Origin of the sequence: Afifella aestuarii, assembly GCF_004023665.1 — a bacterium.
GTDB lineage: Bacteria > Pseudomonadota > Alphaproteobacteria > Rhizobiales > Afifellaceae > Afifella > Afifella aestuarii.
The window spans coordinates 1504652-1528166 of record NZ_SAUF01000001.1 but is presented as its reverse complement, the minus strand read 5'-3'; the positions used below and the strand labels follow the sequence as shown (position 1 = coordinate 1528166).

The following is a 23515-nucleotide window of genomic DNA, read 5'->3' as shown; positions in this document are numbered from 1 at the left end:
CTTGAGGCTCACGCGGCCTCGTCTCGCGCATCGAGCTCACCCGGCAGAGCATTGGCCCATTTCGAGATAGAGCCCGCGCCGAGGCACAAGACCATGTCGTCCGGCTTCGCGACATCGGCGATCATGCGGGCAAGCTCGGCTTCGCTCGGAAGCGGTCGCACGTCGCGATGTCCGCCGGCGCGCAACCCATCGACGAGACTGTCGCGATCGGCCCCTTCGATCGGGTCTTCGCCCGCCGAATAAACGTCCGCCACGATGACGGTATCGGCATCGTTGAAGCAGGCGCAGAACTGATCGAAGAGATTGTGGAGGCGGCTGTAGCGGTGCGGCTGCACGACAGCGATGACGCGGCCGCGGCAGCTCGCGCGGGCGGCCTTCAAGACGGCCGAAATCTCCACCGGATGGTGGCCGTAATCGTCATAGATGGCGACGCCGTTCCAGGTGCCCGTCAGCGTGAAGCGGCGTTTGACACCGCCGAACGAGGCGAGCCCCTTGCGCACATCCGCTTCCGATACGCCGAGCGCCCGGGCGACTGCGATCGCAGCCGTCGCGTTCGAGACGTTGTGGATGCCCGGCATCGGCAGAACGAGGTCGGAAAGCGTCTCCGTTTCGCCAGTCAGCCGGTCGCGCCGCTCGATCGAGAAATGCGATTCACCCGGCACGAAGCTCACCGAGTGAAACCGAACCTCAGCCTGGAGATTGGAGCCGTAGGTGATGATGCGCCGGTCTTCGATGCGCTTCACCAGCGCCTGCACCTCGGGATGATCGAGGCACATCACGGCAAAGCCGTAGAAGGGCACGTTCTCCACGAAGGCCATGAAGGCTTCGCGCACCTTTTCGAAGGAGCCGTAATGGTCGAGATGTTCCGGATCGATATTCGTCACGACGGCGACGTCGGCCGGCAGCTTGACGAAGGTGCCGTCGCTCTCGTCCGCCTCCACCACCATCCATTCGCCGTCGCCCATGCGGGCATTGGTGCCGTAGGCGTTGATGATGCCGCCATTGATGACGGTCGGGTCGAGCCCTCCAGCGTCGAGCAGAGCCGCCACCATGGACGTGGTCGTGGTCTTGCCGTGCGTGCCGCCGATCGCAACCGCGGATTTGAGTCGCATGAGCTCCGCCAGCATCTCCGCCCGCCGGACCACGGGCAGACCTTGCGTCCGCGCTGCTTGGAGTTCCGGGTTGTCGCGCTTGATGGCCGAAGAGACAACGACCACCGCCGCGTTGCGAAGATTTTCCGCCGCGTGCCCGATCATCACCTCAGCTCCCTTGGCGCGCAGGCGGGCGACATTCGGGCTGTCGGAGACATCGGACCCCTGGACCTGGCAACCCTGATTGATCAGCACCTCAGCGATGCCGCTCATGCCGATGCCGCCGATCCCCACGAAATGGATCGGGCCGATGTTGTAAGGCATTTTCATTGGCGATGTCCTCGCGTCAGGCTGACGAGCTCGTCGACCTGATCGGCGAGCCTTTCGGCCGCGTCCGGCCGGCCGGCCTTTTTCGCGGCGGCGGCCGCTGCGGCCAGTTCGTCGGGATGCGCTATCAGCTCCTTCAACCGCGAGGCAAGGCCTTCCGCGGTCAAAGAGCCTTCTTCCATCATCCAGCCGCCGCCGACATCGGCGAGAAGGCGGGCATTCTCCGCCTGATCTTGGTCGATCGCGTGCGGGAAAGGGATGAGGATGGCCGGACGGCCGATAACGGCGAGTTCAGACACCGTCGACGCCCCTGCGCGGCTGATGACGAGATGGCTTGCGCCGATCTTCGCCGGCAGATCCTGAAAGAAGGAGGCAAGTTCCGCCGAGACATCGAGACGGCCGTAGAGAAGCCGCACCGTGTCGAGATCCTCCGGCCGGCATTGCTGCACGATCTGAAGCCTTGCGCGCAGCGCACGTGGCAGAAGCGCGACCGCCTCCGGCACCAGTGACGACAGCGCGCGCGCACCTTGACTGCCGCCGAAGACAAGAAGGCGAAAGCTGTCCTCCTCGCCGGCAGGCTCATAAGCGGTCTTGCCGGCGTCGATGACGCTTTCGCGGACGGGATTTCCCGTGAAAGCAAGGCGCTTCGCAGAAGCCGCACCTTTCGGATCGGGAAACCCGGTGGCAAGTGCCGCGCCGGCCTTCACCAGCAGCCTGTTGGCACGGCCAAGAACCGCGTTCTGCTCATGCACGAGGGCGGGCACACGCGCCATACGCGCGGCAAGGAGCGGCGGCACGGTCGGGTAGCCGCCGAAACCGACGCAGATATCCGCGCCGAGCTGCCGCAGCAGTTTTCGCGATTGCAGGACGCCGCGCGAGAGTTTCCACATCGAGGAAACCGCCCGCACCGGATTGCCGGCGGAAAGCGTCGCCGCATCGATGGCGTGGAGTTCGTCGGCGGGCAGATTGCCCGCGTATTGCCCCGCCCTTTTGTCGGTGACGATCGCGACGTCATAGCCGCGCTTTTTCAGCTCGGCCCGCAAAGAGATTGCCGGGAAGAGATGCCCGCCGGTTCCCCCGGCGGCCAGCAAGGCCAACGGCCTGGTCTTTTCGCTCATAATTGCTCAGCAAAGCTCGAATGCGGCATGACGGTCACCTTCCGCTCCGCACGCTCGCGCGACAGGGCGAGGATGAAGCCCATGACGACGGCGCTCGAAAGCAACGCCGAGCCGCCATACGAAATGAACGGCAAGGTCATGCCCTTGGCGGGCAGAAGCTGCAGGTTCACGCCCATATTGATGAAGGCCTGCAGGCCGATCTGGGTAGAGAGGCCGGCGATCGCCATGCGCTCGAACGGCTGCTTGCGCCGCAGCGCATGCATGAGCCCGCGCATGACGATGAAGCCGAAGATGCAGATGAGAGCGAGGCACAGGACGATTCCGAATTCCTCGGCAATCACCGCGAAGACGAAGTCGGTATGCGAATCCGGCAGGATCCGCTTCATCACGCCCTCGCCCGGTCCCGATCCAGACCAACCGCCGCGCTCGAAGGAACGCATGGCAATATCGACCTGATAGGTGTCGCCGCCTTCCGGATCGAGGAACCGGTCGATGCGCGAGGTGAAGTGCGGAAACATGAAATAGGCCGCAAAGAGCCCGGCCACGGCCGTGCCCGCGAGCCCGCCGACCAGAGGCAGCGACACGCCAGCCAGGAAGAAGACGGCACCCCAAACGGAGAAGATCAGGATGGTCTGGCCGAGATCAGGCTCGGCCACGAGCAGCGCCGCGGTGATGATGAGCAGAATGACGGCGAGAAGCTTGCCCGGCACTTCCGGATGTTTGGAGCCTTCCGCGAACAGCCACGACACGATGACGATGAAGGCGGGCTTCAGGAACTCCGACGGCTGCAACGACATGCCAGCGATATAGACCCAGCGCCGCGAGCCCTTCACTTCGTCGCCGATGAAGAGCACTGCGACCATCATCGACAGAGACACGAGGAGGATGAGAAGCGCGAGCCGACGCACCTGGCGGGGCGTGAGCAGCGAGATGCTGAGAATGATCGCCGTCGCGGTCGGCGCGTACATCGCCTGCCTGATCGCGAAATGATAGGTCGAGAGGCCAATACGTTCGGCAACCGGCGGGCTCGCCGCAAAGGACAGGACGACGCCGGCGGCGAGCAGAAGAAGCACCAGGAAGAGCGTCGTGCGATCGACGGTCCACCACCATTCGGCAATCAGGGAACGGTCGCGACGACTGATCATGACGCGGTCTCCGAGAGCGCAGCCTGCTGCGCGGATGCATCGTCCAGGGCGTTGACGGCGGCGACGAAGGCTCGTCCGCGCGCCTCGAAATCGGGAAACTGATCGAAGGAAGCCGCCGCCGGCGACAGGAGGACGACAGGCTCGTCCTCCGGATCGAGCGCCGCATCCTCCGCCGCCATCCTGACGGCGCGTGCGAGCTCTCCGGCGATGACATGCGGGACTCGCGCGGCAAGCGTGGCGGAGAATTCATCCGCCGCCTCGCCGATCAGATAGGCTTTCGCAACGCGCGGGAAGAAACCGGACAAGCCGTGAATGCCGCCCGCCTTCGGGCGTCCGCCGACGATCCAGTAGACGGGCTGAAAGGTTGCCAGAGCGGGCGCGGCCGCATCGGCGTTGGTCGCTTTGGAATCGTCGACGAAAAGCACCTTGCCGTGTCGTCCGACGATCTGCATGCGGTGTTCGAGCCCCGGAAAACTCGCCATCCCAGCGGTGATCTGAGAGACCGGCACGCCAAGCTCTCGCACGGCCGCATAGGCGCAGGCAGCGTTCTGCCAATTGTGACGTCCGCGCAGCGATGGGAACGCCGAAAGATCGAGCCCCTCGCCGTTGCGCGCATCCGTCATCTGCCCGGCTTCGTCGACGCGAATGTCGGCCGCGTCCCGCTCGCGCACGGTGACGCGGGCAAGCCGGGGCGCCTGGGCTCGTTCGGAAAGCGCGCCGGCAACCTCTTCCATATCGGTCTCGTCGATACCGAGAACCGCAAGATCGTCGCCGCCCATCTTCGCAAAGATCCGCTCCTTGGCGAGACGATAGCCGGCCATATCGCCATGGCGGTCAAGGTGATCCGGCGTCAGATTGAGCCAGACCGCAACGTTGGGCCGAAGACGGTGGCAGAGATCGAGCTGATAGGACGAGAGCTCGAGCACATAGATTTGCTCGGGGAAACTCCCTGAGACAGGCTCGCTCGCTGAAGGCGCTGCGAGATCAAGCGCGGAACGCCCGATATTGCCCCCCACCTCGACCGCAATTCCGGCCTCGCCGAGGAGATGGCCGATGAGCGCCGTCGTCGTAGACTTGCCGTTCGTGCCGGTGATGGCGACGAACCGGGCCTTGCCTTCGAGCTCGCGGAAAAGAAGCTCCGCATCGCACAGGATTTCGACGCCTGCCCCCTGGGCCATGCCGACGATCGGATGCGGCTCGGGATGCGTGAGGGGCACGCCCGGGGCGAGCGCCAGAGCGGCAAGCTCTTCCCACGGCCATTCCCCCGGCTCTTGCAGCGTGACGCCCTCGCCCGCCGCTTTTGCCCGCGCATCTTCCCGGTTGTCCCAGGCATAGACGCGCGCCCCACCGCTGACAGCGGCCTTGACCGTCGCAAGCCCGCTGCGGGCGAGCCCGAAAACCCCGAGACTTTTTCCTTTGAGATGGGACAGAGGGATCGACATCGCCGGCCTAGCGGAGTTTCAGCGTGGAGAGGCCGATCAGGGCAAGAACCACGGCGACGATCCAAAACCGGATCACGACTTGCGGTTCGGTCCAGCCGATCTGCTCGAAATGATGATGAATGGGCGCCATCTTGAAGACGCGCTTGCCCGTGAGCTTGTAAGAGGTGACCTGGATGATCACCGACAGTGCTTCCATGACGAAGATGCCGCCGATGATGGCGAGCACGACCTCGTGCTTGGTGGCGACCGCGACCGCGCCGATCATGCCGCCGAGCGCCAGCGAGCCAGTGTCGCCCATGAAGATTGCGGCAGGCGGGGCGTTGAACCAGAGAAAACCGAGACCGGCGCCGATCATCGCGCCGCAGAGAACGGCAAGCTCGCCGGTTCCGGCGACGTAATGGATCTGGAGATAATCGGCGAAGCGGATATTGCCGGCGAGATAGGCGATCAGCCCGAAGGAGGCGGCAGCGATCATCACCGGGACGATGGCGAGCCCGTCGAGACCGTCGGTCAGGTTCACGGCATTGCCCGCCCCCACGATCACGAAGGCGCCGAAGACGACGAAGAAGATCCCGAGCTGGATGAAGGTCTCCTTCAAGAACGGCAACGTCAGCGCCGTCGCGCTTGCGCCCTCGCCCGCCCGCATCATCACGTAGACAGCGGCGCCGGCGATCAATGCCTCGAAGCCGAGCCGCGCCCGTCCCGAAAAGCCTTTCGAAGACGCGCCCTTCACCTTGAGATAATCGTCGTAGAAGCCGATCGAACCGAAACCGAGCGTCACCAGAAGCACGCACCAGACATACGGCGAGGAAAGATCCGACCACAGGAGCGCCGAGACGACGACGCCCGTCAGGATCATCAGCCCGCCCATCGTGGGGGTTCCGGCCTTCTTGAAATGCGTTTGCGGCCCGTCGGCTCGAATCGGCTGACCTTTGCCCTGCCGAAAGCGCAGCACCTCGATCATCATCGGACCGAACAGAAAAACGAAGAGCAGCGCCGTCATCGTCGCCGCCCCTGTTCGGAAGGTTATGTAACGGAAGATGTTGAAGACGGAGAAGTCATCCGCGAAGTTCTGCAGATAGGCCAGCATCCGTCTCAGCTCTCTTCTTTTTCGCTTGGATCTCTTGCGGGAAACCGCTCTTTCATTGCCGCAACCACTCTGCCGAGACCGGTGAGCAGGGAGGCTTTCACCATCACCACGTCGCCCGGCCGGATCGCATCGAGAAGAATCGGCTCAATTTCGCCCGCCGCTTCGGCATAGGCTCCCTGCACCCGTTCCGGCAAGTGATTCCAAAGATGATGCATGAGCGGCCCGACCAGAAAGATTTGATCGGCGCGGGCTGTTGCAAGATTATCAACAAGCTCGGCATGAAAAGCCGGCCCATGCTCGCCAAGCTCTCCCATATCGCCGAGAACGGCGATCCGCCGACCGTTCGGACCTGGCTCGGCCGCACCCAGGAGCGCGATCGCCGCGCGCATCGACGCCGGATTGGCGTTGTAGCTTTCATCGATGAGGGTGAAGCTTCCCTCGCCGACACGAAGCTGCGTGCGTGCCCCGCGTCCGACGGGAGCTGAAAACTGCGACAGCGCTTCGCCGGCAGCCGACGGGCTCTCTCCGAGAACCGCAGCCGTTGCAAGAACGGACAAGGAATTGGTTGCCAGATGGCGACCGGGCGCGCCCAGCCGATACTGCACGCTCTCCCCGAGGACATCGGCCGTCACCCGGCTCCCCGTGGCCTCTTCGATAAGACCGACAAGACTGACGTCACAATCGGGATGGCCTCCGAAACTGACGATCCGCGCGCCCCGCGCCCGGGCCGCGCCGACAAGACGATCGAACTGGCCGTTGTCGCGATTGAGGATCGCCGTTCCGCCCTCTTCGAACCCCTCGAAAATTTCCGCCTTGGCATCGGCGATCGCTTCGACAGTCCCGAAGAACTCGATGTGCACGGGTTCGACGGTCGTGACGATCGCAACGTCCGGTCGCACCATCCGCGTCAGCGGCCGGATCTCGCCGGCATGGTTCATGCCGATCTCGAAAATCCCGAAAGCTGCCTTTTCCGGCAGGCGCGCGAGCGTCAGGGGCACGCCCCAATGATTGTTGAAGGATCCGACCGGCGCATGCGTCTCGCCGAGAAGGGAGAAGGCGAGCCGCAGCATTTCCTTCGTGCCGGTCTTTCCGACAGAGCCCGTCACCGCGACGATCTTGGCATGCGAGCGCTCGCGTGCGGCGATGCCGAGGCGTTCGAGCGCCTTCAAGGGATCGTCGGGCACGACCGCGAAGGGTCCGCCGGAGAGTTCCGCAAGACGATCTTCGGAGACGACCGCGAGCGCGGCACCTTGTTTCAGCGCGGCCTCGGCAAAATCGTGGCCGTCGAAACGATCGCCTTTGATAGCAAAGAAGGCCTCACCGGGACCGACCGAGCGGCTGTCGATGGAGATGCCGGTGATGGCCATCGGCGAGATCGCGCCAGCATCCTCGTCTCCGGCCAAAGCCGGTTGAGGCGCCCCACCTTCCAGCCGCCCTTCTGTGGCGGCCAGGAACTCGGCTATCCGCCACAAAGGGTTCATTGGGGCTGTTCCTTCGCCTCTTGCGGAGCTTCGCTGCCGGTTTCCGCCAGCGCCTTGCGCACCTCTTCCTGATCGGAAAAGGGCAGAACCTGATCGCCGACCGTCTGGCCGGTCTCGTGTCCCTTGCCGGCCACGAGCAGGATGTCGCCGGCTTCGAGACCGGCAATGCCCTGCCGAATGGCCTCGCGCCGGTCGCCGATTTCCCGGGCCTTCGGCACCGCGGCCATGATGGCCCGGCGGATTGACGCCGGATCTTCACTGCGCGGATTGTCGTCGGTGACGATGACCCGGTCGGCGGCCTCGCGCGCGGCCTCGCCCATCAGCTCGCGCTTGCCGGGATCGCGATCACCGCCCGCCCCGAAGATGATGACGAGACGGTTCTGCGTATGCGGACGCAGCGCCTGAAGCGCTGCCGTGATCGCGCCCGGCTTGTGCGCGTAATCGACAAAAACCTGCGCCCCGTTCGGATGGCTCCCGACGAGCTCCAGCCGCCCCGGCGCGCCTTGAAGCTCCGGCAGCGCCGCAAGTGCTTGATCGACCGAAAGCCCTGCGCCCACGGCGAGGCATGCGGCCATCAAGGCGTTGGAGACCTGAAACTCCCCGATGAGCGGCAGCGGCACGTAACGTTTCTCGCCGTTCACTTCGAGGAGCAGACGAGCTCCGTCCGGCATGCGCGTGACCGAAAGGAGCCGAAGCGTCTCGCCCGCTTTGCCGATCGACAGATAGGAGAGATTGCGACGCCTGGCGATCGCCCTCACCCGCATCGCTTCCTTCTGATCGGCATCGGCCACGGCGGCCGCACCTTCCGGCAGAAGCACCTCGAAGAGCCTGAGCTTGGCGAGAAGGTACTCTTCGAGCGTCTTGTGATAATCGAGATGATCGCGCGACAGATTGGTGAAGCCGCCCGCCGCGAGCTTGACGCCGTCGAGCCGCCGCTGGTCGAGGCCATGGCTGGAGGCTTCAAGCGCCAGATGCGTGACGCCCGACTTGGCGAGATCGGCAAGCGTACGATGCAGATAAACCGGATCCGGCGTCGTCAGGCCGGGCTTCGTCTGGCCGTCCGACGTCACGAGCCCGATCGTCCCGAGGCTCGCCGCCTTCAGCCCCGCATGGGCAAAAATCTGCCGTGTGAAGACGGCGACCGAAGTCTTGCCGCTCGTCCCGGTGATGGCGACCACACGCTCCGGCTGCCGTCCGAAGAAATTGGCGGCCGCAACGGCGAGCGCGCGGCGCGGATCGGCGGCACGGATGACCGGCACGCCAGGATCTTCAGGAAGCGGCTTCGTGCCCGTCAGGATCGCGGCGGCACCCTTCTTCATCGCATCCGGGATGAAGGAAGCGCCATCGGATTTTGTGCCGGGCAGCGCAGCGAAGAGCGTTCCCCGGACCACCTCGCGGCTGTCCGCGGTCAGTCCGGAGATCCAAACCTCGGCGGCATCGTCGGCAACGGAAGCTTCGTCGCCGAAGAGCTTGCCGAGCCGGCGCGGTGGGTAGGCCTTGTCGGAAGCCATCGACCTGTCACCTACTCGATGGCTGCGATCGTCGTCGCCAGATCCTCTTCAGGATCGGTGAGGAGCGGTTTGATGCCGAGCATCGGGGCGATCCGGCGGATGATGGCGGCGGTCGTGGGGGCGGCATTCATGCCGGCCGTGGCGGGCAATCCAGGCTTCTCCGGGTTCGGTTCGTCGATGACCACCAGCACGAGATAGCGGGGATCGTCGATCGGGAAAGCCGACAGGAAGGCATTGCGGCGCTTGTCGTGCGCGTATTTGCCGTTCACCACCTTTTCGGCGGTCCCCGTCTTGCCGCCGACGCGGTAGCCCGGAACGGCGGCGCGGCGGCCGGACCCCTTGAGGACGTTGAGCCGCATCAGCTTGCGCATATCGGCGCTCGTCTCAGGCTTGACCACCCGGCGCGAAAGCTCGGCCGCAGTCCGCTCGTCGCGCGGCAGGAACGTCGGAGGAATATAATAGCCGCCGTTCATCAGCGCCGCACCGGCCGCAGCCGTCTGCAGCGGAGACACGGAAATGCCGTGGCCGAAGGAAATCGTGACCGAAGAGAGCTTGGTCCACTCCCGCGGCTTCAGCGGTGCGCCGGCTTCCGGCAATTCGGTCCGCAACTCGTCGAGAAGCCCGAGCTTGCCCAAAAATTCCTGCTGCATGGGGATGCCGCATTCGAGCGCCATCTTCGCCGTGCCGATGTTCGACGAATAGATGAAGATCTCCGGCACGCTCAAAGCCCGGTGCTTGCCGTGGAAATCGTGAATGGTGAAGCCCGAGATGCGCAGCGGCTTGCTCGCGTCGAACGTGTCGTTCAGGTGCACCAGCCCTGAATCGAGGGCCATGGCCGTCGTAAACGTCTTGAAGGTCGAGCCCATCTCGTAGACGCCGACGGTGGCGCGGTTGAGCCGGTCCTTGTCGAGAGCCTGGGCAGGGATATTCGGATCGAAGTCGGGCAGCGAGCTCATGCCGACGACTTCGCCGGTCTTCACGTCGAGCACGATGCCGATGGCGGCTTTGGCGGTGTACTTGCCCATCGCGGTCTCGAGCTCGCTGCGGACAGCATGCTGCACACGCAGATCGATGGAGAGCTTGACCGGTTCGAGACCGTGTTCGGTCGCAAAGCCCGCCTGATGCAGATCGGCAAGACCGCTGTCGTCGATATACTTTTCGATGCCAGCGATGCCCTGATTGTCGACGTTGACCGCACCCAGAATGTGGGAAACGGTTGGGCCGCCAGGATAGAAACGGCGATTTTCAGAGACGAAGCCGATGCCCGGCAGGCCGAGCTCGTGCACACGCCGGCGCTGATCCGGCGTGATCTCGCGCTTCAGCCAAAGAAAGCCCGCATTGGTGGCAAGATCGCGCCGCAGCCGCTCACGATCGAAATCCGGGAAAACCAGCGACAATTGCTCGGCGGCCTCGTCGGCATCGACGATGCGGCGCGGCTCTGCGTAAAGCGACGCCGTCTTGATGTCGGTGGCGAGAATCTCGCCGTTCTCGTCGACGATATCGGGCCGCGCGGCAGCAACCGCGCTTGCGGCACCGGCCGTGCGCATATCATCGCCATTGGCGGCGAGACCCAGATGCACGAGCCGTCCGGCGAGCACCGCGTAGAGCACGCCGAACGCGGCCATCGCGAAGACGACACGCCAACGCAGACGTTCGTTGTCGCCAGCTCGGGTGATCGACGGCTGACGCGGGCGGGAAGCAAGATGCCTCCAGCTGCTCTCCCGCCATGAATTGTCCGGCTTGAAGGCTTCGGTCGTGACGCTCACTGGAGTTTCTCCACCAGATCGCCGGCGAGGCCGGTCAGGAGATCACGGTCCTGCTCGCTCGGAGCGATGCTTCGCATGGGTATCTGCCTTGGATCAGCAAGTTGCGCCGGCTCGACGGGTGCGAGGTCGAGAGCTTCGGCATGCCGCGTGACGAGTTCCTCGACACGTTCCGGCTGGTTGAGAACGCTCCATTCGGCGCGCAGGAGCGACAGGCTTTCTTTTTCCTGATCGACCTTCCGCTGCAGCTCAGCGACCTCTTTGGCGACGCCTTCAGCCTGGTACTTCAGATTGAACACGGAGAAGGCCGCGATGAGGGCCGCGGCGATGGCGACGATGTTGAGAACACGCATCATGCGAAGGCCTCCGGCCCGGAGACACCGACAAGGCGGGGAACACCGAGGCGCGTGTTATCGAGGGGATGAGCGGCAGCCGCGGTGCGTTCGGCCGCACGCAGAACCGCTGAGCGAGACCGCGGATTGCGCGCAGTTTCCGCATCATCGGCCTTGAGGCCGCGATTGAGCGCCTTGAAGCTCGGCGCCGGACCGACATTCAACGGCTGATGGCGCGAACCGCGCAGCTCCTCGCTGCGCAGACGCAGGAAGCGCTTGACGATACGATCCTCGAGCGAATGGAAGGCGACGACGACCAGCCTGCCGCCCTCGCCCAGAACCTGCTCGGCCGCAGAAAGCGCCTCGACGAGCTCGTCGAGCTCGCGGTTGACGAAGATGCGCAGCGCCTGAAAGGTGCGCGTCGCAGGATGGATATGGGAGCCGGGAGCCCGGCCGCCGGCCGCCTTCTCGACGATTGAAGCGAGCGTCGCGGTGCGCGTAATCGGCTCGTCCTCGCGGGCCGCGGCGATTGCGCGGGCAATGCGCCCGGCGCGGCGCTCCTCACCGAGATGGCCGATGATGCGCTGAAGATCGCCGATCGAGGCACGATTGACGACGTCGGCGGCAGACGCACCGTCCGCGCCCATGCGCATGTCGAGCGGGCCGTCGAAACGAAATGAGAAGCCGCGCTCGGCCTGATCGAGCTGCATGGAGGACACGCCAATATCGAGAACGACGCCATCGGCTGGCGTGAAATCGTTGTCTTTGGCGATCGCCTCGAGCTCGGAGAAACGGCCTTCGACGAGACGCAGGCGCGCCCCGTATTCGTCGAGAAGAGCCGCACCGCCGGCGATCGCACTCGGATCGCGATCGATCGCCAGAACCGCGCCGCCCGCCTCGAGGATGGCGCGGCTGTAGCCGCCGGCCCCGAATGTTCCGTCGATGTAGCGCCCCTCGGCGCGCACATTGAGAGCCTCCATGACCGGCTCGAGCATCACCGGGACATGCGGGGAATTGTTCGGCAGGCTTTCCGACCCGCCCATCACGCGTCGTCCTCGGACGGCCGCTTGCCGTCGAGCGAACGGATGATGCTGCGCAGTCTGGAGCGGGCGACCTGACGGCGCGCCTGGAACTTCTCCTGCTCCCAGATCTGAAATTTGAGGCCGAGACCGGCAAACACCGCCGCATCCTTGATGCCGGCGAATTCGATGAATTCCTCGGGAAGCATGATGCGACCGTCCTGATCGATCTTCAGGAGACGGCTGTCGGCATAGAAGGCCGTGGAAAGGGTCTCGTAATCCTCCGAGAACGTCTCGAAGGCTTGCAGGCGCTTGCTGATCTCGTCCTGAAGACGAGCGCCGCCGCAATCGATCGCGTCCTGGTCGAGTGAGGGATAACAAAACAGCCCTTCCGTCCCTTCCCGCGCAAGCACCGCACGGAACTGGGCAGGCACCGACACCCGGCCCTTCGCATCGAGCCGGTTGGTGAAGGTTGCCACGAACCCGTCCATACGCCTGCACACCCCATAGCGGTCATCGAGCCGCCCTCCCCGGCAAGGTCACGGCATTCCGCAAACACGAAAGACGAAGCGCGCCGAGAACCCCACGCACATCATCATTACCGATCCATTCCGGGTATCCATGGGATAGCATGGGATACCATGGTTTGCAATGGAATCTGGCGGGCCGGAGCACCGTTCTGATGGTCTGAAAGAGATGCACTCACAAGGTAAACAGGCGGTAAGCGGACCCTTCCTTCATTGCCTAAACCCTTTGCCGGCAAGGATTTCCGCCAGCATGAAAGAGACGCACAGAGAGACGTCGAGGCCGGAACGCAAAGCTCCCTGCGACCGTTACAGGACGAGTGGGCAAGGGATCGGCCGCCGGCCGATCGGGTGCCGGCCTGGCGGCCCGAGGCAGCGCGACGTTCGCGTCGCGCTGCCTTGCCCGCTCACTATCGGGCGCTCAGGCTCGCGGCGGGCGATCGAGGCTCAAGGCACCACGCCGGGCCTGGAGGAGCGCTGAGGAATTCGCTTATTCTTGCCTGGACATTTTCGCGCCGCTAGGGACACAAAAGCGGTTCCGACGCCGCCGACAGTTCGCTTCACCACCTCAGCAGGACATCCATGAGCATCTGGTCGCGTCTGTCCGACTTCCTCGACCGCACGGGGGCGGCGATCGCCGGCTTGCGCGACGTGCTCCTGCAGCTCTCGGGAAGCGAAAGGCGCAAGGAGATCGCCTTCACGATCGCGATGATCGCCTTGTCTGCAAAAATGGCGAAGGCTGACGGCATCGTCTCCTTCGAAGAGATCGAGACCTTTGAAAGGCTCTTCACCGTCCCGCCCGCGGACGAGAAGAACGTCGCCCGCATCTATCGTCTGGCAAGCGCCGACATTGCAGGTTTCGAGGCCTACGCGCAGGACGCCGCCCGTCTCCTGCAGGATGATCCGGCGATGCTGGAAGACATTCTCGATGCCCTCTTCGCCATCGCCAAGGCGGACGGCGCCGTGCATCAGCGCGAGCTCTCTTATCTGGAGCGGGTCGCAGCCATCTTCGGCTTCGAAGGTCGTGATTTCGAACGCATCCGGGCCCGCCATGTGCATATGGGCGAGGCCGATCCATGGCTGGTTCTCGGCGCCGATCCCTCATGGGACGAAAAACAGTTGCGAGATCACTACCGCCAGCTCGTCCGCGAGAACCATCCCGATCGCTTGATCGCACGCAACGTGCCCGAGGAATTCATCGCCATCGCCAATGACAGGCTTGCCGCGATCAACGCGGCCTGGGAGGAAATCTGCCGCGGACGCTCCTTCGCCTCGCGAGGCTCGGCCGCCGATCAATGAGCAACACTCCCATCGCCGAGTGGCAGCCGTCGCCCAATTTCAACTCTCGGAACGGCGAGCCGATCGATCTCCTTCTCCTGCATTACACAGGCATGGAGAATGAGGACGCGGCCTTCGCTCGGCTGTGCGACCCGGCCGCGCAAGTCTCCTGCCACTATCTCGTTCGCACGGACGGCACGCGTCTCCAGCTCGTCGACGAGAAAGATCGCGCCTGGCACGCCGGCCGCGCCTCATGGAACGGCACGTGCGATATCAATGCCCGCTCGATCGGCATCGAAATCGCCAATTGGGGCCATGCGGCACTCGAAGAAGGCAAGCCATTGCCGCCGTTCAGCGCTCGACAGATTGACAGCGTCATCGCCCTGTCCCGGGATATCCTGAAACGCCACGAAATCCCGGCCCGACGTGTTCTGGGCCATTCCGACGTCGCACCCGAGCGCAAGCTCGATCCGGGCGAGCTCTTTCCCTGGCACCAGCTTGCGAAGGCGGGGATCGGCCATTTCGTGTCGCCGGTGCCCGCCTCCTCCGAAGCGCTCTTCGCTCTCGGCGCTGAAGGCGAGCACGTCGCCGACCTCCAGAGCCTCCTCGCCCTCTATGGCTACGGGGTTTCCGTCAGCGGCATTTATGACGAGCGCACCCGGACGATCGTGGCCGCCTTCCAGAGGCACTTCCGCCCCGAGCGCATCGACGGCATCGTCGACCGTTCGACGCTCCAGACACTGCGCAAGCTCCTCGCCACGATCGACGAAACTTAGTCGGTTCAGAGACTTGCCCGCCGCTGCGTCACATGCCGCGTTCCATCAAATGACCTTGGAACCCGCACATTGTGGCCATCTGGGCTTTTTACCCGCCCCGCCCGGAAGAGACCGGTAAAGGGGTCAAAGTTGAAGAGAACGATTGCAGCGGTCCTGCTAGGCGCCGCTTTCATCCAGCCTGCTTTCGCAGATGATGCCTCCAAAGATCTGATCATCGGCGCACAGCGGCAGGCCGCATCCGAAACCACAACCGAAAAGAGCGACACCGCCACGCAGAAGACCGTGCATACGCCCCGGGCGAGCTCAGGTGACAGCTCGAAAGCCTTCATCATCGCCCGGGCGCACGACGCAGCGCCGAAAAGCACCGGCAGCACGGACGCCGTCGCGCGCACCGAGAAAACGACCGAAGCGAAGAAGGACACGGCCGGCAAGACCGCAAAGCCGGCCAGCGATCTGCATGCGCTCGTCGCCAAGGCGGCCGCAAAGCATGGCGTGCCGGTGGAACTCGCAAGCGCCGTGGTGATGGTGGAAAGCCGCTTCAATCCGCGCGCCACCGGCAGCGCCGGCGAGATCGGCCTCATGCAGATCAAGCCGGCGACGGCCCGCGGCCTCGGCTATACCGGTTCGATCCAGGCGCTCTACGATCCGGAAACGAACCTCGAATGGGGCATGCGCTATCTCGCCCGCGCCTATGAGCTCGGCGGCGGCACGACCTGCGGCACGCTTCTGCGCTACAACGCCGGCCATTACGCAACACGCATGACCTCCGGCGCCGCGGCCTATTGCGGTCGCGTGAAGACGGCCCTGGCCTCCGCCGGGTCGACCGTCTGATCCTTAGCGGGAAATATGCCAGCCGGCCTGTAAGCCGGGTTCTGTACGGCCGCGGTTGCCCGCGACGTGACGACCATTCATCTGGAGCGCCGGTTACCCGGCGCTTCTCGCGACCTACCCGAGCGGCTGGCCTGAAAACCGGCCTGGACGCAAGCGCCCGAAGACGTTCGTCCCTGCCGCCCCTTCTCGGTCTTGCTCCCGACGGGGCTTGCCGTGCCGTCCGCATCGCTGCGTCCGCGGTGGGCTCTTACCCCACCCTTTCACCCTCACCTCTCGGCCGAAGCGGAGAGGCAGACTGCTCTCTGTGGCGCTTTCCCTGAGGTTCGTCTGCGCTTGGCAGCGCAGCTTCCCTCGCCGGGCGTTACCCGGCGTCGTGTTTCCATGGAGCCCGGACTTTCCTCTCCGCCGCCCTTTCGAGACTTGGCGAAGCGGCCGTCCGGCCGGCTGGCGCGCGACAGGTGGCATTGGCGGAAGGCGGCGTCAATGCCGCCGGTGTGACTACAATGACACGGCTGACCGCGCCGCCTGATCGTAATGGCCGGAGAGCGCCCTGAGCAGCGCGGCGAGCCGGCTCATCTCCGCTTCGTCGAGGCCGAGCGATTTCACCGCCTCCACGAGCAGCGTCTCACGGATTTCGCGGTAGCGCAGGCACGCCGCCTCGCCTTCGCGCGTGACGGCGACCGCCTTCTCCTTGCCGCGCCGGCTGGAGGAGACGAGACCGAGCCGCTCGAGCTTCTTCAGCGTGTAGGTGACGGTGTGCGTGTCCTCGATGTTGAGAACGAGACAGATGTCGGCGACCGTCTTCATCCGTGCGCGATGCGCGACCGTGTGAAGAACGAGAACGTCGAGCGCCGACAATCCGTCCACACCGGCGGCGGCCATGCCGCGCACCATCCAGCGAGAGAAGGCGTTGTTCGCCATCTCCAGCGCAAACTCGACTTCCGACAGCGCGGGCATCCCCCCTTCCGCGAGATGCGCGGCCGACACGATCGGACCGATCTCCGTGTTTCGTTTAGGGGTCGCCGCCATGGATCACCTTGCGAGCATGGTGCGCGGCAGGAAGAGCGCGATCTCTGGGAACGCTGCGATCAGCGCCACCGCCACCACCATGATGAGAAAGAACGGCAGCGCCATCACCGCCACCTTGAAGATGTTGTGCCCCGTAATGCCCTGCAGAACGAAGAGATTGAAGCCGACCGGCGGCGTGATCTGGCTCATTTCCACGACAAGAACGAGATAGATGCCGAACCAGATGAGGTCGAAGCCCGCCGCCTCCACGATCGGCAGGATCACGGAGGTCGTCAGCACCACCACCGAAATGCCGTCGAGAAAACAGCCGAGCATGATAAAGAGGAGCGTGAGCGCCGCCAGAAGTGCCGCGGGCGACAAATCCATCGCGCCGATCGCCGAGGCGAGCTCCCGCGGGATGCCCGTAAATCCCATAGCGACCGTCAGAACCGCCGCTCCCACGAGAATGAAGGCAATCATGCAGGAGGTGCGCGTGGCGCTCATCAGCGCTTCGGCAAAACTTGCCTTCGTCAATGTGCCCGTCACCCAGGAGAGCAGAAGCGCCAGCATGACGCCGATCGCCGCCGCCTCCGTCGGTGCGGCAAGCCCCGCATAGATCGAACCGATGACGCCGACGATGAGGAGAACGACGGGCAGAAGCCGGCGCGCAGCCGAAAACTTCTGCCGCAAGGTCGTCGAGGGATCGGCCTCCGGCATGCCGGACCGGCGCACGAGCGACCAGACGACGACATAGCCCATGAAGAGACAGGCGAGCATCGCGCCAGGCAGGATGCCGGCGATGAAGAGGCGCGCGATCGATTGCTCCGTCGCCGCGCCATAGACGATGAGGATGATCGAGGGCGGAATCAAAAGCCCGAGCGTGCCGGACCCGGCGAGCGTCCCGATCGCCATCTTCTCGTCGTAGCCGCGACCCCGCAGCTCCGGCAGCGACATGCGCCCGATCATGGCCGTGGTGGCGGCCGAGGAGCCCGAGACGGCGGCAAAGATGGCGCAGCCGACGATATTGACGTGCAGAAGCCGCCCCGGAATGCGCCGCATGAAGGGCGAAATGCCAGCGAACATGTCCTCAGACAGGCGCGTGCGGAAGAGAATCTCGCCCATCCAGATGAACATCGGCAGCGCCGTCAGATCCCAGGAATTCGACGCACCCCAGGCCGCCGTCGCCGTCACGGCGCCGGCCGGCACGTTGGTCATCAGAAGAATGGCGATGAGCGCCACGCCGAGAAGCGACAGCGCCACCCAGAGGCCGAGAGCGAGCGCACCCAAAAGCCCGAAGGCAAGAAGCGCGGAGATTGTGCCGAGCCCCATCACTCTCGTCCTTCCACCAGATCCTCGCCCTCATGCTGGGCGAAGACCGGAACCTGTCCGCGAAGCAGGACAAGGAGATCGTCGAGGAGCGCAATCGTCAGGATGACGAGGCCGGCCGCCATCGTGGTCTGCGGGATCCACAGCGGGATCGGAATGATGCCGAAAGACACCTCCCCGAACCGATAGGATTCAAGCACGAGGTTCCCCCCCTGAAAGGCGAGGAAGCCGGAGAGCGCCGTGCCCGCCATGAGGACGAGAGCATTGAGCGGACGCTGCGCTGCCTCCGGCACCGACTGCAGGAGAAGATTGACGCGGATATGCACGCCGTGGCGAAGCGTCGAAGCGAGCGCCAGAAAGGATGCCGCCACCAACAGGAAGCCGCAGATTTCCGCCAGCGACGGGATGAGAAAGCCATAGACGGGATAGCCAAAAAGCTGCAGCGCCTTGTCGGCGACGCGCCCGAGCACCTGCACGGAAACAAGAACCGCAATGGCGACGATCGCGGCAGCCGCGGCAACCCCGGAGGCGGCATAGAGCATGTCGAGCGCCTTGCGCATCGTTGTCCTCCGCTCGAATGAAAACGGCCGGCTCAGATTTGGGCCGGCCGTGTTGCCTCACATGCTCTTGTAGTTTTCCAGAACGGCCTTGCCGGGATCGCCAGCTTCCTCGCTCCATTCCGAGGCCATCGTCTCGCCGATCTTCTTCAGGCCACTCATCAGCTCGTCGGTCGGCTCGGCGACCGTCATGCCATTGTCCTTGAGCTCTTGGGTCTTCTCCTCGGTCTCCGTCTTGGAGGCTTCCCAGCCGCGCGTCTCCGCGGCGGCAGCGGCTTCCATCACCGCCTTCTGATCTTCCTCTGAGAGACTCTGGAAAGCCCGCTTGTTCACGAAGACCATGTTCTTCGGCAGCCAGGCCTGCGTGTTCGTATAGATTTTGACGTAGTCCCAGGCCTTGGAATTGGCGCCCGTCGAGGGCGAGGTCACCATCGCCTCCACGCGCCCGGTGGAGAAGGCGGTCGGCAGATCCGGCACTTCGACCTGCGTCGGCACTGCGCCTGCAAGCTGGGCGAGCCGCTCTGTTGCGGCATTGTAGGCACGCATCTTCAGGCCGGCGAGATCTTCGACCTTCGACACTTCCTTGGTGGTGTAAAGCCCCTGCGGCGGCCACGGCACGGAATAGAGAAGCGTCAGACCCTGCTGGTCGAGCACCTTTTCGAGCTCCGGCTTCTGCGCGTCGTAGAGCTTCTTGGCGTCGTCATAGCTCGTCGCCACAAAGGGCACGGAATCGAGCCCGAAGATCGGATCTTCGTTGGACAGGCGCGAGACGAGCACCTCACCGATCGGCACAAGCCCCTTGCGCACCGCGTCCTTGATCTCCGGATGCTTGAACAGCGATCCGGCCGAATGGACGGTGATGGTGAGATCGCCACCCGTCGCCTCTTTCACGTCCTCGGCGAACTTGGCGATGTTCTGCGTGTGGAAATTGCTGTCGCCATAAGGCGTCGGCATGTCCCAGGCGGTCTGCGCCTGGGCACCCGTGGCGACGAAGCCATTGGCGACGAAGCCGGCGAGCGCGAGCGCCCCCAGAAATGTCTTGTACATCGATGCTCTCCCTCTTGGTTTTTCGCGAGAGCCCGAGCCGGCGTCCCGCAGCTGTGCCGAGACTGTTCGCACCCCGACGATTTGTCAACGTTGTGTTGACGTTTTCTTCCCGACATGCTTCCGATAGCCAATCGAGCGACGGGAGAGACGATCGTGGCACAATCGGAAGCCGGCGGGAAATGGGACTTCTGGATCGATCGGGGCGGCACCTTCACGGATGTCGTGGCCCGCAATCCCGCGGGCGCACTCTCTGCGATGAAGCTCCTGTCGGAAAATCCCGGCGCCTATGACGACGCGGCGATCGAGGCGATCCGCCGCTTTCTCGAGGTTCCGGCTGGCGAGAAAATGCCGTCGGAGAAGATCGGCGCGGTCAAGATGGGCACGACGGTCGCCACCAACGCGCTCCTGGAGCGCAAGGGCGAGCGCACGGCCCTTTTGATCACCAGAGGTTTCCGCGACGCGCTTCGCATCGGCTACCAGGCGCGCCCCGATATCTTTGCGAAGAAGATCGTCCTGCCGGACCTCCTCTATGATCGCGTCGAAGAAATCGACGAGCGCGTGCGCGCCGACGGCACGGTCGAGGCGGCGCCCGATGAAGCCGCGATCCGCAAGACGCTTCAGGCCTTGAAGGAGGACGGCTTCGACGCGCTCGCGATCGTCTTCATGCATGCCTGGAAATACCCCGAGCACGAGGCCGCCGTGGCGGAGATCGCCCGCGACATGGGCTTCACCCAGGTCTCGGTCAGTCACGAAACCTCACCGCTCGTCAAACTCGTCGGCCGTGGCGATACGACGGTGGTCGACGCCTATCTCTCGCCGATCCTCGCTCGCTACATTGCCCGCGTCGCCCGCGATCTCGGCATCAAGGAGACGGCGGACCCGGCCGAGCCGCACGACCCCGATGCGCCCCGTCTCATGTTCATGATGTCTTCGGGAGGCCTGACGGCGGCCGAACTTTTCGCCGGCAAGGACGCGATCCTGTCAGGCCCCGCCGCCGGCGTCGTCGGCGCCACCGAGACCGCGAAGATGGCCGGGCTCGACAAGATCATAGGCTTCGACATGGGCGGCACGTCCACGGACGTTTCGCATTATGCGGGCGACCTCGAACGCGCCTTCGAGACGGAAGTGGCGGGGGTCAGAATGCGCGCCCCGATGATGCGCATCCACACGGTGGCCGCTGGCGGCGGCTCGATCCTCTCTTACGCCTCGGGCCGCTTTCAGGTCGGGCCTGCCTCGGCCGGCGCCGATCCCGGACCGGCCGCCTACCGCCGCGGCGGTCCCCTCACCGTCACCGACGCCAACATCATGGCCGGAAAGATCCGGGCGGAGAATTTCCCGGCGATTTTTGGCCCGAACCAGGACGAGCCGCTCGACATTGAGGCGGTCGAAAAGGGCTTCGAAGCGCTTGCGGGTTTGATCGGACCGGACGAGAACGGCAGGCACCGCACACCTGAGGAGATTGCCGACGGCTTTTTGAAAATCGCCGTCGAAAACATGGCGAACGCCATCAAAAAAATCTCCGTCGAGCGCGGCCACGACGTCACCCATTACGCGCTCTCCTGCTTCGGTGGGGCCGGTGGCCAGCACGCCTGCCAGATCGCCGACCGGCTCGGCATGCAGAAGGTGCATATCCACCCGCTTTCGGGCGTCCTCTCCGCCTACGGCATGGGGCTCGCCGATGTGCGCGCCAACAAGAGCCGCGCCACCGTCCTGCCGCTCGCAGCGGATTCTGAATCAGAACTTCAAAGCGTTGAATCAGAACTTGAGGAAGAGGCCCGCAAAGAGCTTCAAGACCAGGCGATAAGCGATTCAGAGATCACGATTATCGCCAAAGCGCATCTGCGCTACGAGGGCACCGATACGCCGATCCCGGTGCCTTTCGGCAAGGCGGCGGAGATGCGATCCGCCTTCGAAGATGCCCACCGCGCTCAGTTCGGCTTCATCTACGACGACAAGCCCTTGATCGCCGAACAGGTCGAGGTGGAGGCCGTCGGCGGCGGCGCCGACATCGACGAGCCGGAAACGGACACGATCTCTGAGGACGTGCGGCCGGAAGCGACGACCCGCTTCTTTTCGGCTGGCGCCTGGCACGAAGCTGCGATCGCGCAGCGCGCCGAGCTCTCCCCGGGCGCCCGCCTCAAGGGCCCGGCGCTCATCATCGAGGACCATCAGACGATCGTCATCGAGCCCGGCTGGTCGGCGGAGATCACGGCGAAGAACCACGTCATCCTGACGCGCACGGAGGCGATGGCGCGCGACCATGCGATCGGCACCAAGGCCGATCCGGTGCTCTTGGAGATCTTCAACAACCTCTTCATGTCGATTGCCGAGCAGATGGGCGTGACGCTGCAGAACACCGCCTATTCCGTGAACATCAAGGAACGGCTCGATTTCTCCTGCGCCGTCTTCGGGCCGAACGGCACCCTCGTCGCCAACGCCCCGCACATGCCGGTGCATTTGGGCTCCATGGACCGCTCGGTGGAGACGGTGCGCGAGAAGAACCCAGACATTCGCCCCGGCGACGTCTACGCCCTCAACGCCCCCTACAATGGCGGCACGCATCTGCCCGACATCACCGTCGTTACACCGGTTTTCGCCGAAACTGGGAAAGAGGCGGGCAACGAGATCCTCTTCTGGGTCGCCTCGCGCGGTCACCATGCCGATGTCGGCGGCGTGGCACCCGGCTCGATGACGCCGCGGGCGACCAACGTCGACGAGGAAGGCGTTCTGATCGACAATTTCAAACTCGTCGATCGGGGCCGTTTCCGCGAGGACGCGCTCCGCGAGCTTCTGACCGACCATGCTTATCCGTGCCGCAACCCGGACCAGAACGTCGCCGATCTGAAGGCGCAGATCGCTGCCAATGAAAAAGGCGTCGCGGAGATGCGCAAGATGGTGGCGGAGTTCGGGCTCGACGTCGTGCAGGCCTATATGCGCCATGTCCGCGACAATGCGGCCGAAAGCGTCCGCCGCGTCATCGAGAGCCTCAAGGATTCGGAATTTTCTGTCGAAACCGACCAGGGCGCCGTGATCAAGGTCGCGATCACGGTCGACAAGGAGAACCGTTCCGCCAAAGTCGATTTCACCGGCACGTCGGCGGCGAAGGAGAACAACTTCAACGCCCCTGCCCCGGTGACGCGCGCGGCCGTGCTTTACGCCTTCCGCGTCATGGTGGAGGCCGACATCCCGATGAATGCCGGCTGCCTGGAGCCGATCGAAATCGTTCTCCCGAAAGGTTCGATGCTGTCGCCGGAATATCCGCGCGCCGTCGTCGCCGGCAATGTCGAGACGAGCCAGCAGGTGACGAACGCCCTCTTCGGCGCGCTCGGCGCCATGGCCGCCTCCGAAGGGACCATGAACAACCTCACCTTCGGCAACGCCACCTACCAGTATTACGAGACGATCTGTTCGGGCTCACCGGCCGGCACGATGAACGACGGCACCGGCTTCGACGGCACGGATGGCGTCCACGTCCACATGACCAATTCGCGCCTCACCGATCCGGAAGTTCTGGAGATGCGTTATCCGGTGCTGCTTGAGGATTTTCATATCCGCCACGGCTCGGGCGGACGCGGCGCATTTTCGGCCGGATCAGGCACGCGCCGCACCATCCGCTTCCTGGAAGAAATGGACTGCGCCATCCTTTCCTCCCACCGCAAGATCGCCCCGCACGGGCTCAAGGGTGGCGAGGCCGGACATGTCGGCAAAACCGGAATCCGCCGCCTCGACGGAAGCCTCGAAGAACTCGAAGGCGCCGATCAGACCCTTCTGAAGGCCGGCGAAGCGGTGATCGTCACCACCCCGACCGGCGGGGGATTTGGGGCAGCCTGACGCTCATACACGGACGGC

At 64.4% G+C, this 23515-nt stretch carries 19 protein-coding genes and 1 other RNA gene; 4 read left to right on the top strand and 16 right to left on the bottom strand.

The window, feature by feature from the left end; genetic code table 11:
* Window positions 1-8: 8 nt before the first annotated feature.
* From murC to EO094_RS07095, 11 genes are all read right to left on the bottom strand, one after another.
* Complete coding sequence (murC, locus tag EO094_RS07145) at window positions 9-1421, bottom strand: UDP-N-acetylmuramate--L-alanine ligase (protein WP_128291533.1); 1413 nt, start codon at window positions 1419-1421, stop codon at window positions 9-11.
* Window positions 1418-2536, bottom strand: coding sequence for an undecaprenyldiphospho-muramoylpentapeptide beta-N-acetylglucosaminyltransferase (murG, locus tag EO094_RS07140; RefSeq protein ID WP_128291532.1), 1119 nt, complete (start codon window positions 2534-2536; stop codon window positions 1418-1420). The genes murC and murG overlap by 4 nt, the downstream gene beginning before the upstream one ends.
* Window positions 2533-3681 (bottom strand): putative lipid II flippase FtsW, encoded by a 1149-nt coding sequence (gene ftsW, locus EO094_RS07135; RefSeq protein ID WP_128291531.1) that lies wholly within the window; start codon window positions 3679-3681, stop codon window positions 2533-2535. The genes murG and ftsW overlap by 4 nt, the downstream gene beginning before the upstream one ends.
* Entirely contained in the window at window positions 3678-5123 is a 1446-nt protein-coding gene (gene murD, locus EO094_RS07130; protein WP_128291530.1) for a UDP-N-acetylmuramoyl-L-alanine--D-glutamate ligase, read from the bottom strand. The genes ftsW and murD overlap by 4 nt, the downstream gene beginning before the upstream one ends.
* Before the next feature lie 7 nt (window positions 5124-5130).
* Complete coding sequence (mraY, locus tag EO094_RS07125) at window positions 5131-6213, bottom strand: phospho-N-acetylmuramoyl-pentapeptide-transferase (protein ID WP_128291529.1); 1083 nt, start codon at window positions 6211-6213, stop codon at window positions 5131-5133.
* A gap of 5 nt (window positions 6214-6218) precedes the next feature.
* The gene (locus EO094_RS07120; protein ID WP_128291528.1) at window positions 6219-7694 is read right to left on the bottom strand and encodes a UDP-N-acetylmuramoylalanyl-D-glutamyl-2,6-diaminopimelate--D-alanyl-D-alanine ligase; all 1476 of its coding nucleotides are present in this window, start codon (window positions 7692-7694) and stop codon (window positions 6219-6221) included.
* Window positions 7691-9205, bottom strand: a complete 1515-nt coding sequence (locus EO094_RS07115) for a UDP-N-acetylmuramoyl-L-alanyl-D-glutamate--2,6-diaminopimelate ligase (protein WP_128291527.1) — start codon at window positions 9203-9205, stop codon at window positions 7691-7693. The genes EO094_RS07120 and EO094_RS07115 overlap by 4 nt, the downstream gene beginning before the upstream one ends.
* Before the next feature lie 11 nt (window positions 9206-9216).
* Window positions 9217-10830, bottom strand: a complete 1614-nt coding sequence (locus EO094_RS07110) for a peptidoglycan D,D-transpeptidase FtsI family protein (protein ID WP_128291861.1) — start codon at window positions 10828-10830, stop codon at window positions 9217-9219.
* A 137-nt stretch (window positions 10831-10967) separates the two neighbouring features.
* Window positions 10968-11324 (bottom strand): cell division protein FtsL, encoded by a 357-nt coding sequence (gene ftsL / locus EO094_RS07105; RefSeq protein WP_128291526.1) that lies wholly within the window; start codon window positions 11322-11324, stop codon window positions 10968-10970.
* Window positions 11321-12343 carry a 16S rRNA (cytosine(1402)-N(4))-methyltransferase RsmH gene (gene rsmH / locus EO094_RS07100; RefSeq protein ID WP_128291525.1) on the bottom strand — a complete coding sequence of 341 codons (1023 nt, stop codon included), beginning with the start codon at window positions 12341-12343 and terminating at the stop codon, window positions 11321-11323. Before rsmH ends, ftsL begins: the two co-directional genes overlap by 4 nt.
* Window positions 12343-12798 (bottom strand): division/cell wall cluster transcriptional repressor MraZ, encoded by a 456-nt coding sequence (locus EO094_RS07095; protein WP_246008381.1) that lies wholly within the window; start codon window positions 12796-12798, stop codon window positions 12343-12345. Before EO094_RS07095 ends, rsmH begins: the two co-directional genes overlap by 1 nt.
* 627 nt (window positions 12799-13425) lie before the next feature.
* Here EO094_RS07095 and EO094_RS07090 point away from each other — a divergent pair.
* From EO094_RS07090 to EO094_RS07080, 3 genes are all read left to right on the top strand, one after another.
* Window positions 13426-14142 carry a TerB family tellurite resistance protein gene (locus EO094_RS07090; RefSeq protein WP_128291523.1) on the top strand — a complete coding sequence of 239 codons (717 nt, stop codon included), beginning with the start codon at window positions 13426-13428 and terminating at the stop codon, window positions 14140-14142.
* Window positions 14139-14897 carry a peptidoglycan recognition protein family protein gene (locus EO094_RS07085; protein ID WP_128291522.1) on the top strand — a complete coding sequence of 253 codons (759 nt, stop codon included), beginning with the start codon at window positions 14139-14141 and terminating at the stop codon, window positions 14895-14897. Before EO094_RS07090 ends, EO094_RS07085 begins: the two co-directional genes overlap by 4 nt.
* Before the next feature lie 129 nt (window positions 14898-15026).
* Window positions 15027-15728: a lytic transglycosylase domain-containing protein gene (locus EO094_RS07080; RefSeq protein ID WP_246008380.1), complete on the top strand. Its 702-nt coding sequence runs from the start codon at window positions 15027-15029 to the stop codon at window positions 15726-15728.
* A 14-nt stretch (window positions 15729-15742) separates the two neighbouring features.
* Here the strand turns inward: EO094_RS07080 and rnpB are convergent.
* The 5 genes from rnpB to EO094_RS07055 form a co-directional block, all read right to left on the bottom strand.
* Window positions 15743-16176: RNase P RNA component class A (rnpB, locus tag EO094_RS07075), an RNA gene on the bottom strand.
* A 50-nt stretch (window positions 16177-16226) separates the two neighbouring features.
* The gene (locus EO094_RS07070) at window positions 16227-16757 is read right to left on the bottom strand and encodes a winged helix DNA-binding protein (RefSeq protein ID WP_128291521.1); all 531 of its coding nucleotides are present in this window, start codon (window positions 16755-16757) and stop codon (window positions 16227-16229) included.
* 3 nt (window positions 16758-16760) lie between these two features.
* Entirely contained in the window at window positions 16761-18065 is a 1305-nt protein-coding gene (locus EO094_RS07065) for a TRAP transporter large permease (protein WP_128291520.1), read from the bottom strand.
* A complete protein-coding gene (locus EO094_RS07060; protein ID WP_128291519.1) occupies window positions 18065-18622 on the bottom strand; it encodes a TRAP transporter small permease in 558 nt (185 codons plus the stop codon). The genes EO094_RS07065 and EO094_RS07060 overlap by 1 nt, the downstream gene beginning before the upstream one ends.
* 57 nt (window positions 18623-18679) lie before the next feature.
* Window positions 18680-19666 carry a TRAP transporter substrate-binding protein gene (locus EO094_RS07055; protein ID WP_128291518.1) on the bottom strand — a complete coding sequence of 329 codons (987 nt, stop codon included), beginning with the start codon at window positions 19664-19666 and terminating at the stop codon, window positions 18680-18682.
* A gap of 114 nt (window positions 19667-19780) precedes the next feature.
* Here EO094_RS07055 and EO094_RS07050 point away from each other — a divergent pair, with 114 nt between their 5' ends.
* Window positions 19781-23497 (top strand): hydantoinase B/oxoprolinase family protein, encoded by a 3717-nt coding sequence (locus EO094_RS07050; RefSeq protein WP_128291517.1) that lies wholly within the window; start codon window positions 19781-19783, stop codon window positions 23495-23497.
* The last annotated feature ends 18 nt before the right edge of the window (window positions 23498-23515 follow it).

Coding starts and splice junctions, on each gene's coding strand:
- rsmH (WP_128291525.1), bottom strand. CDS start 12,343: ATGGGCGGGTCGGAAAGCCTGCCGAACAATTCCCCGCATGTCCCGGTG.
- murD (WP_128291530.1), bottom strand. CDS start 5,123: ATGTCGATCCCTCTGTCCCATCTCAAAGGAAAAAGTCTCGGGGTTTTC.
- EO094_RS07055 (WP_128291518.1), bottom strand. CDS start 19,666: ATGTACAAGACATTTCTGGGGGCGCTCGCGCTCGCCGGCTTCGTCGCC.
- EO094_RS07115 (WP_128291527.1), bottom strand. CDS start 9,205: ATGGCTTCCGACAAGGCCTACCCACCGCGCCGGCTCGGCAAGCTCTTC.
- mraY (WP_128291529.1), bottom strand. CDS start 6,213: ATGCTGGCCTATCTGCAGAACTTCGCGGATGACTTCTCCGTCTTCAAC.
- ftsW (WP_128291531.1), bottom strand. CDS start 3,681: ATGATCAGTCGTCGCGACCGTTCCCTGATTGCCGAATGGTGGTGGACC.
- EO094_RS07050 (WP_128291517.1), top strand. CDS start 19,781: ATGCTTCCGATAGCCAATCGAGCGACGGGAGAGACGATCGTGGCACAA.
- ftsL (WP_128291526.1), bottom strand. CDS start 11,324: ATGATGCGTGTTCTCAACATCGTCGCCATCGCCGCGGCCCTCATCGCG.
- EO094_RS07085 (WP_128291522.1), top strand. CDS start 14,139: ATGAGCAACACTCCCATCGCCGAGTGGCAGCCGTCGCCCAATTTCAAC.
- murG (WP_128291532.1), bottom strand. CDS start 2,536: ATGAGCGAAAAGACCAGGCCGTTGGCCTTGCTGGCCGCCGGGGGAACC.
- EO094_RS07120 (WP_128291528.1), bottom strand. CDS start 7,694: ATGAACCCTTTGTGGCGGATAGCCGAGTTCCTGGCCGCCACAGAAGGG.
- EO094_RS07090 (WP_128291523.1), top strand. CDS start 13,426: ATGAGCATCTGGTCGCGTCTGTCCGACTTCCTCGACCGCACGGGGGCG.
- EO094_RS07070 (WP_128291521.1), bottom strand. CDS start 16,757: ATGGCGGCGACCCCTAAACGAAACACGGAGATCGGTCCGATCGTGTCG.
- EO094_RS07065 (WP_128291520.1), bottom strand. CDS start 18,065: ATGGGGCTCGGCACAATCTCCGCGCTTCTTGCCTTCGGGCTTTTGGGT.
- murC (WP_128291533.1), bottom strand. CDS start 1,421: ATGAAAATGCCTTACAACATCGGCCCGATCCATTTCGTGGGGATCGGC.
- EO094_RS07110 (WP_128291861.1), bottom strand. CDS start 10,830: ATGGCCGCGTTCGGCGTGCTCTACGCGGTGCTCGCCGGACGGCTCGTG.
- EO094_RS07060 (WP_128291519.1), bottom strand. CDS start 18,622: ATGCGCAAGGCGCTCGACATGCTCTATGCCGCCTCCGGGGTTGCCGCG.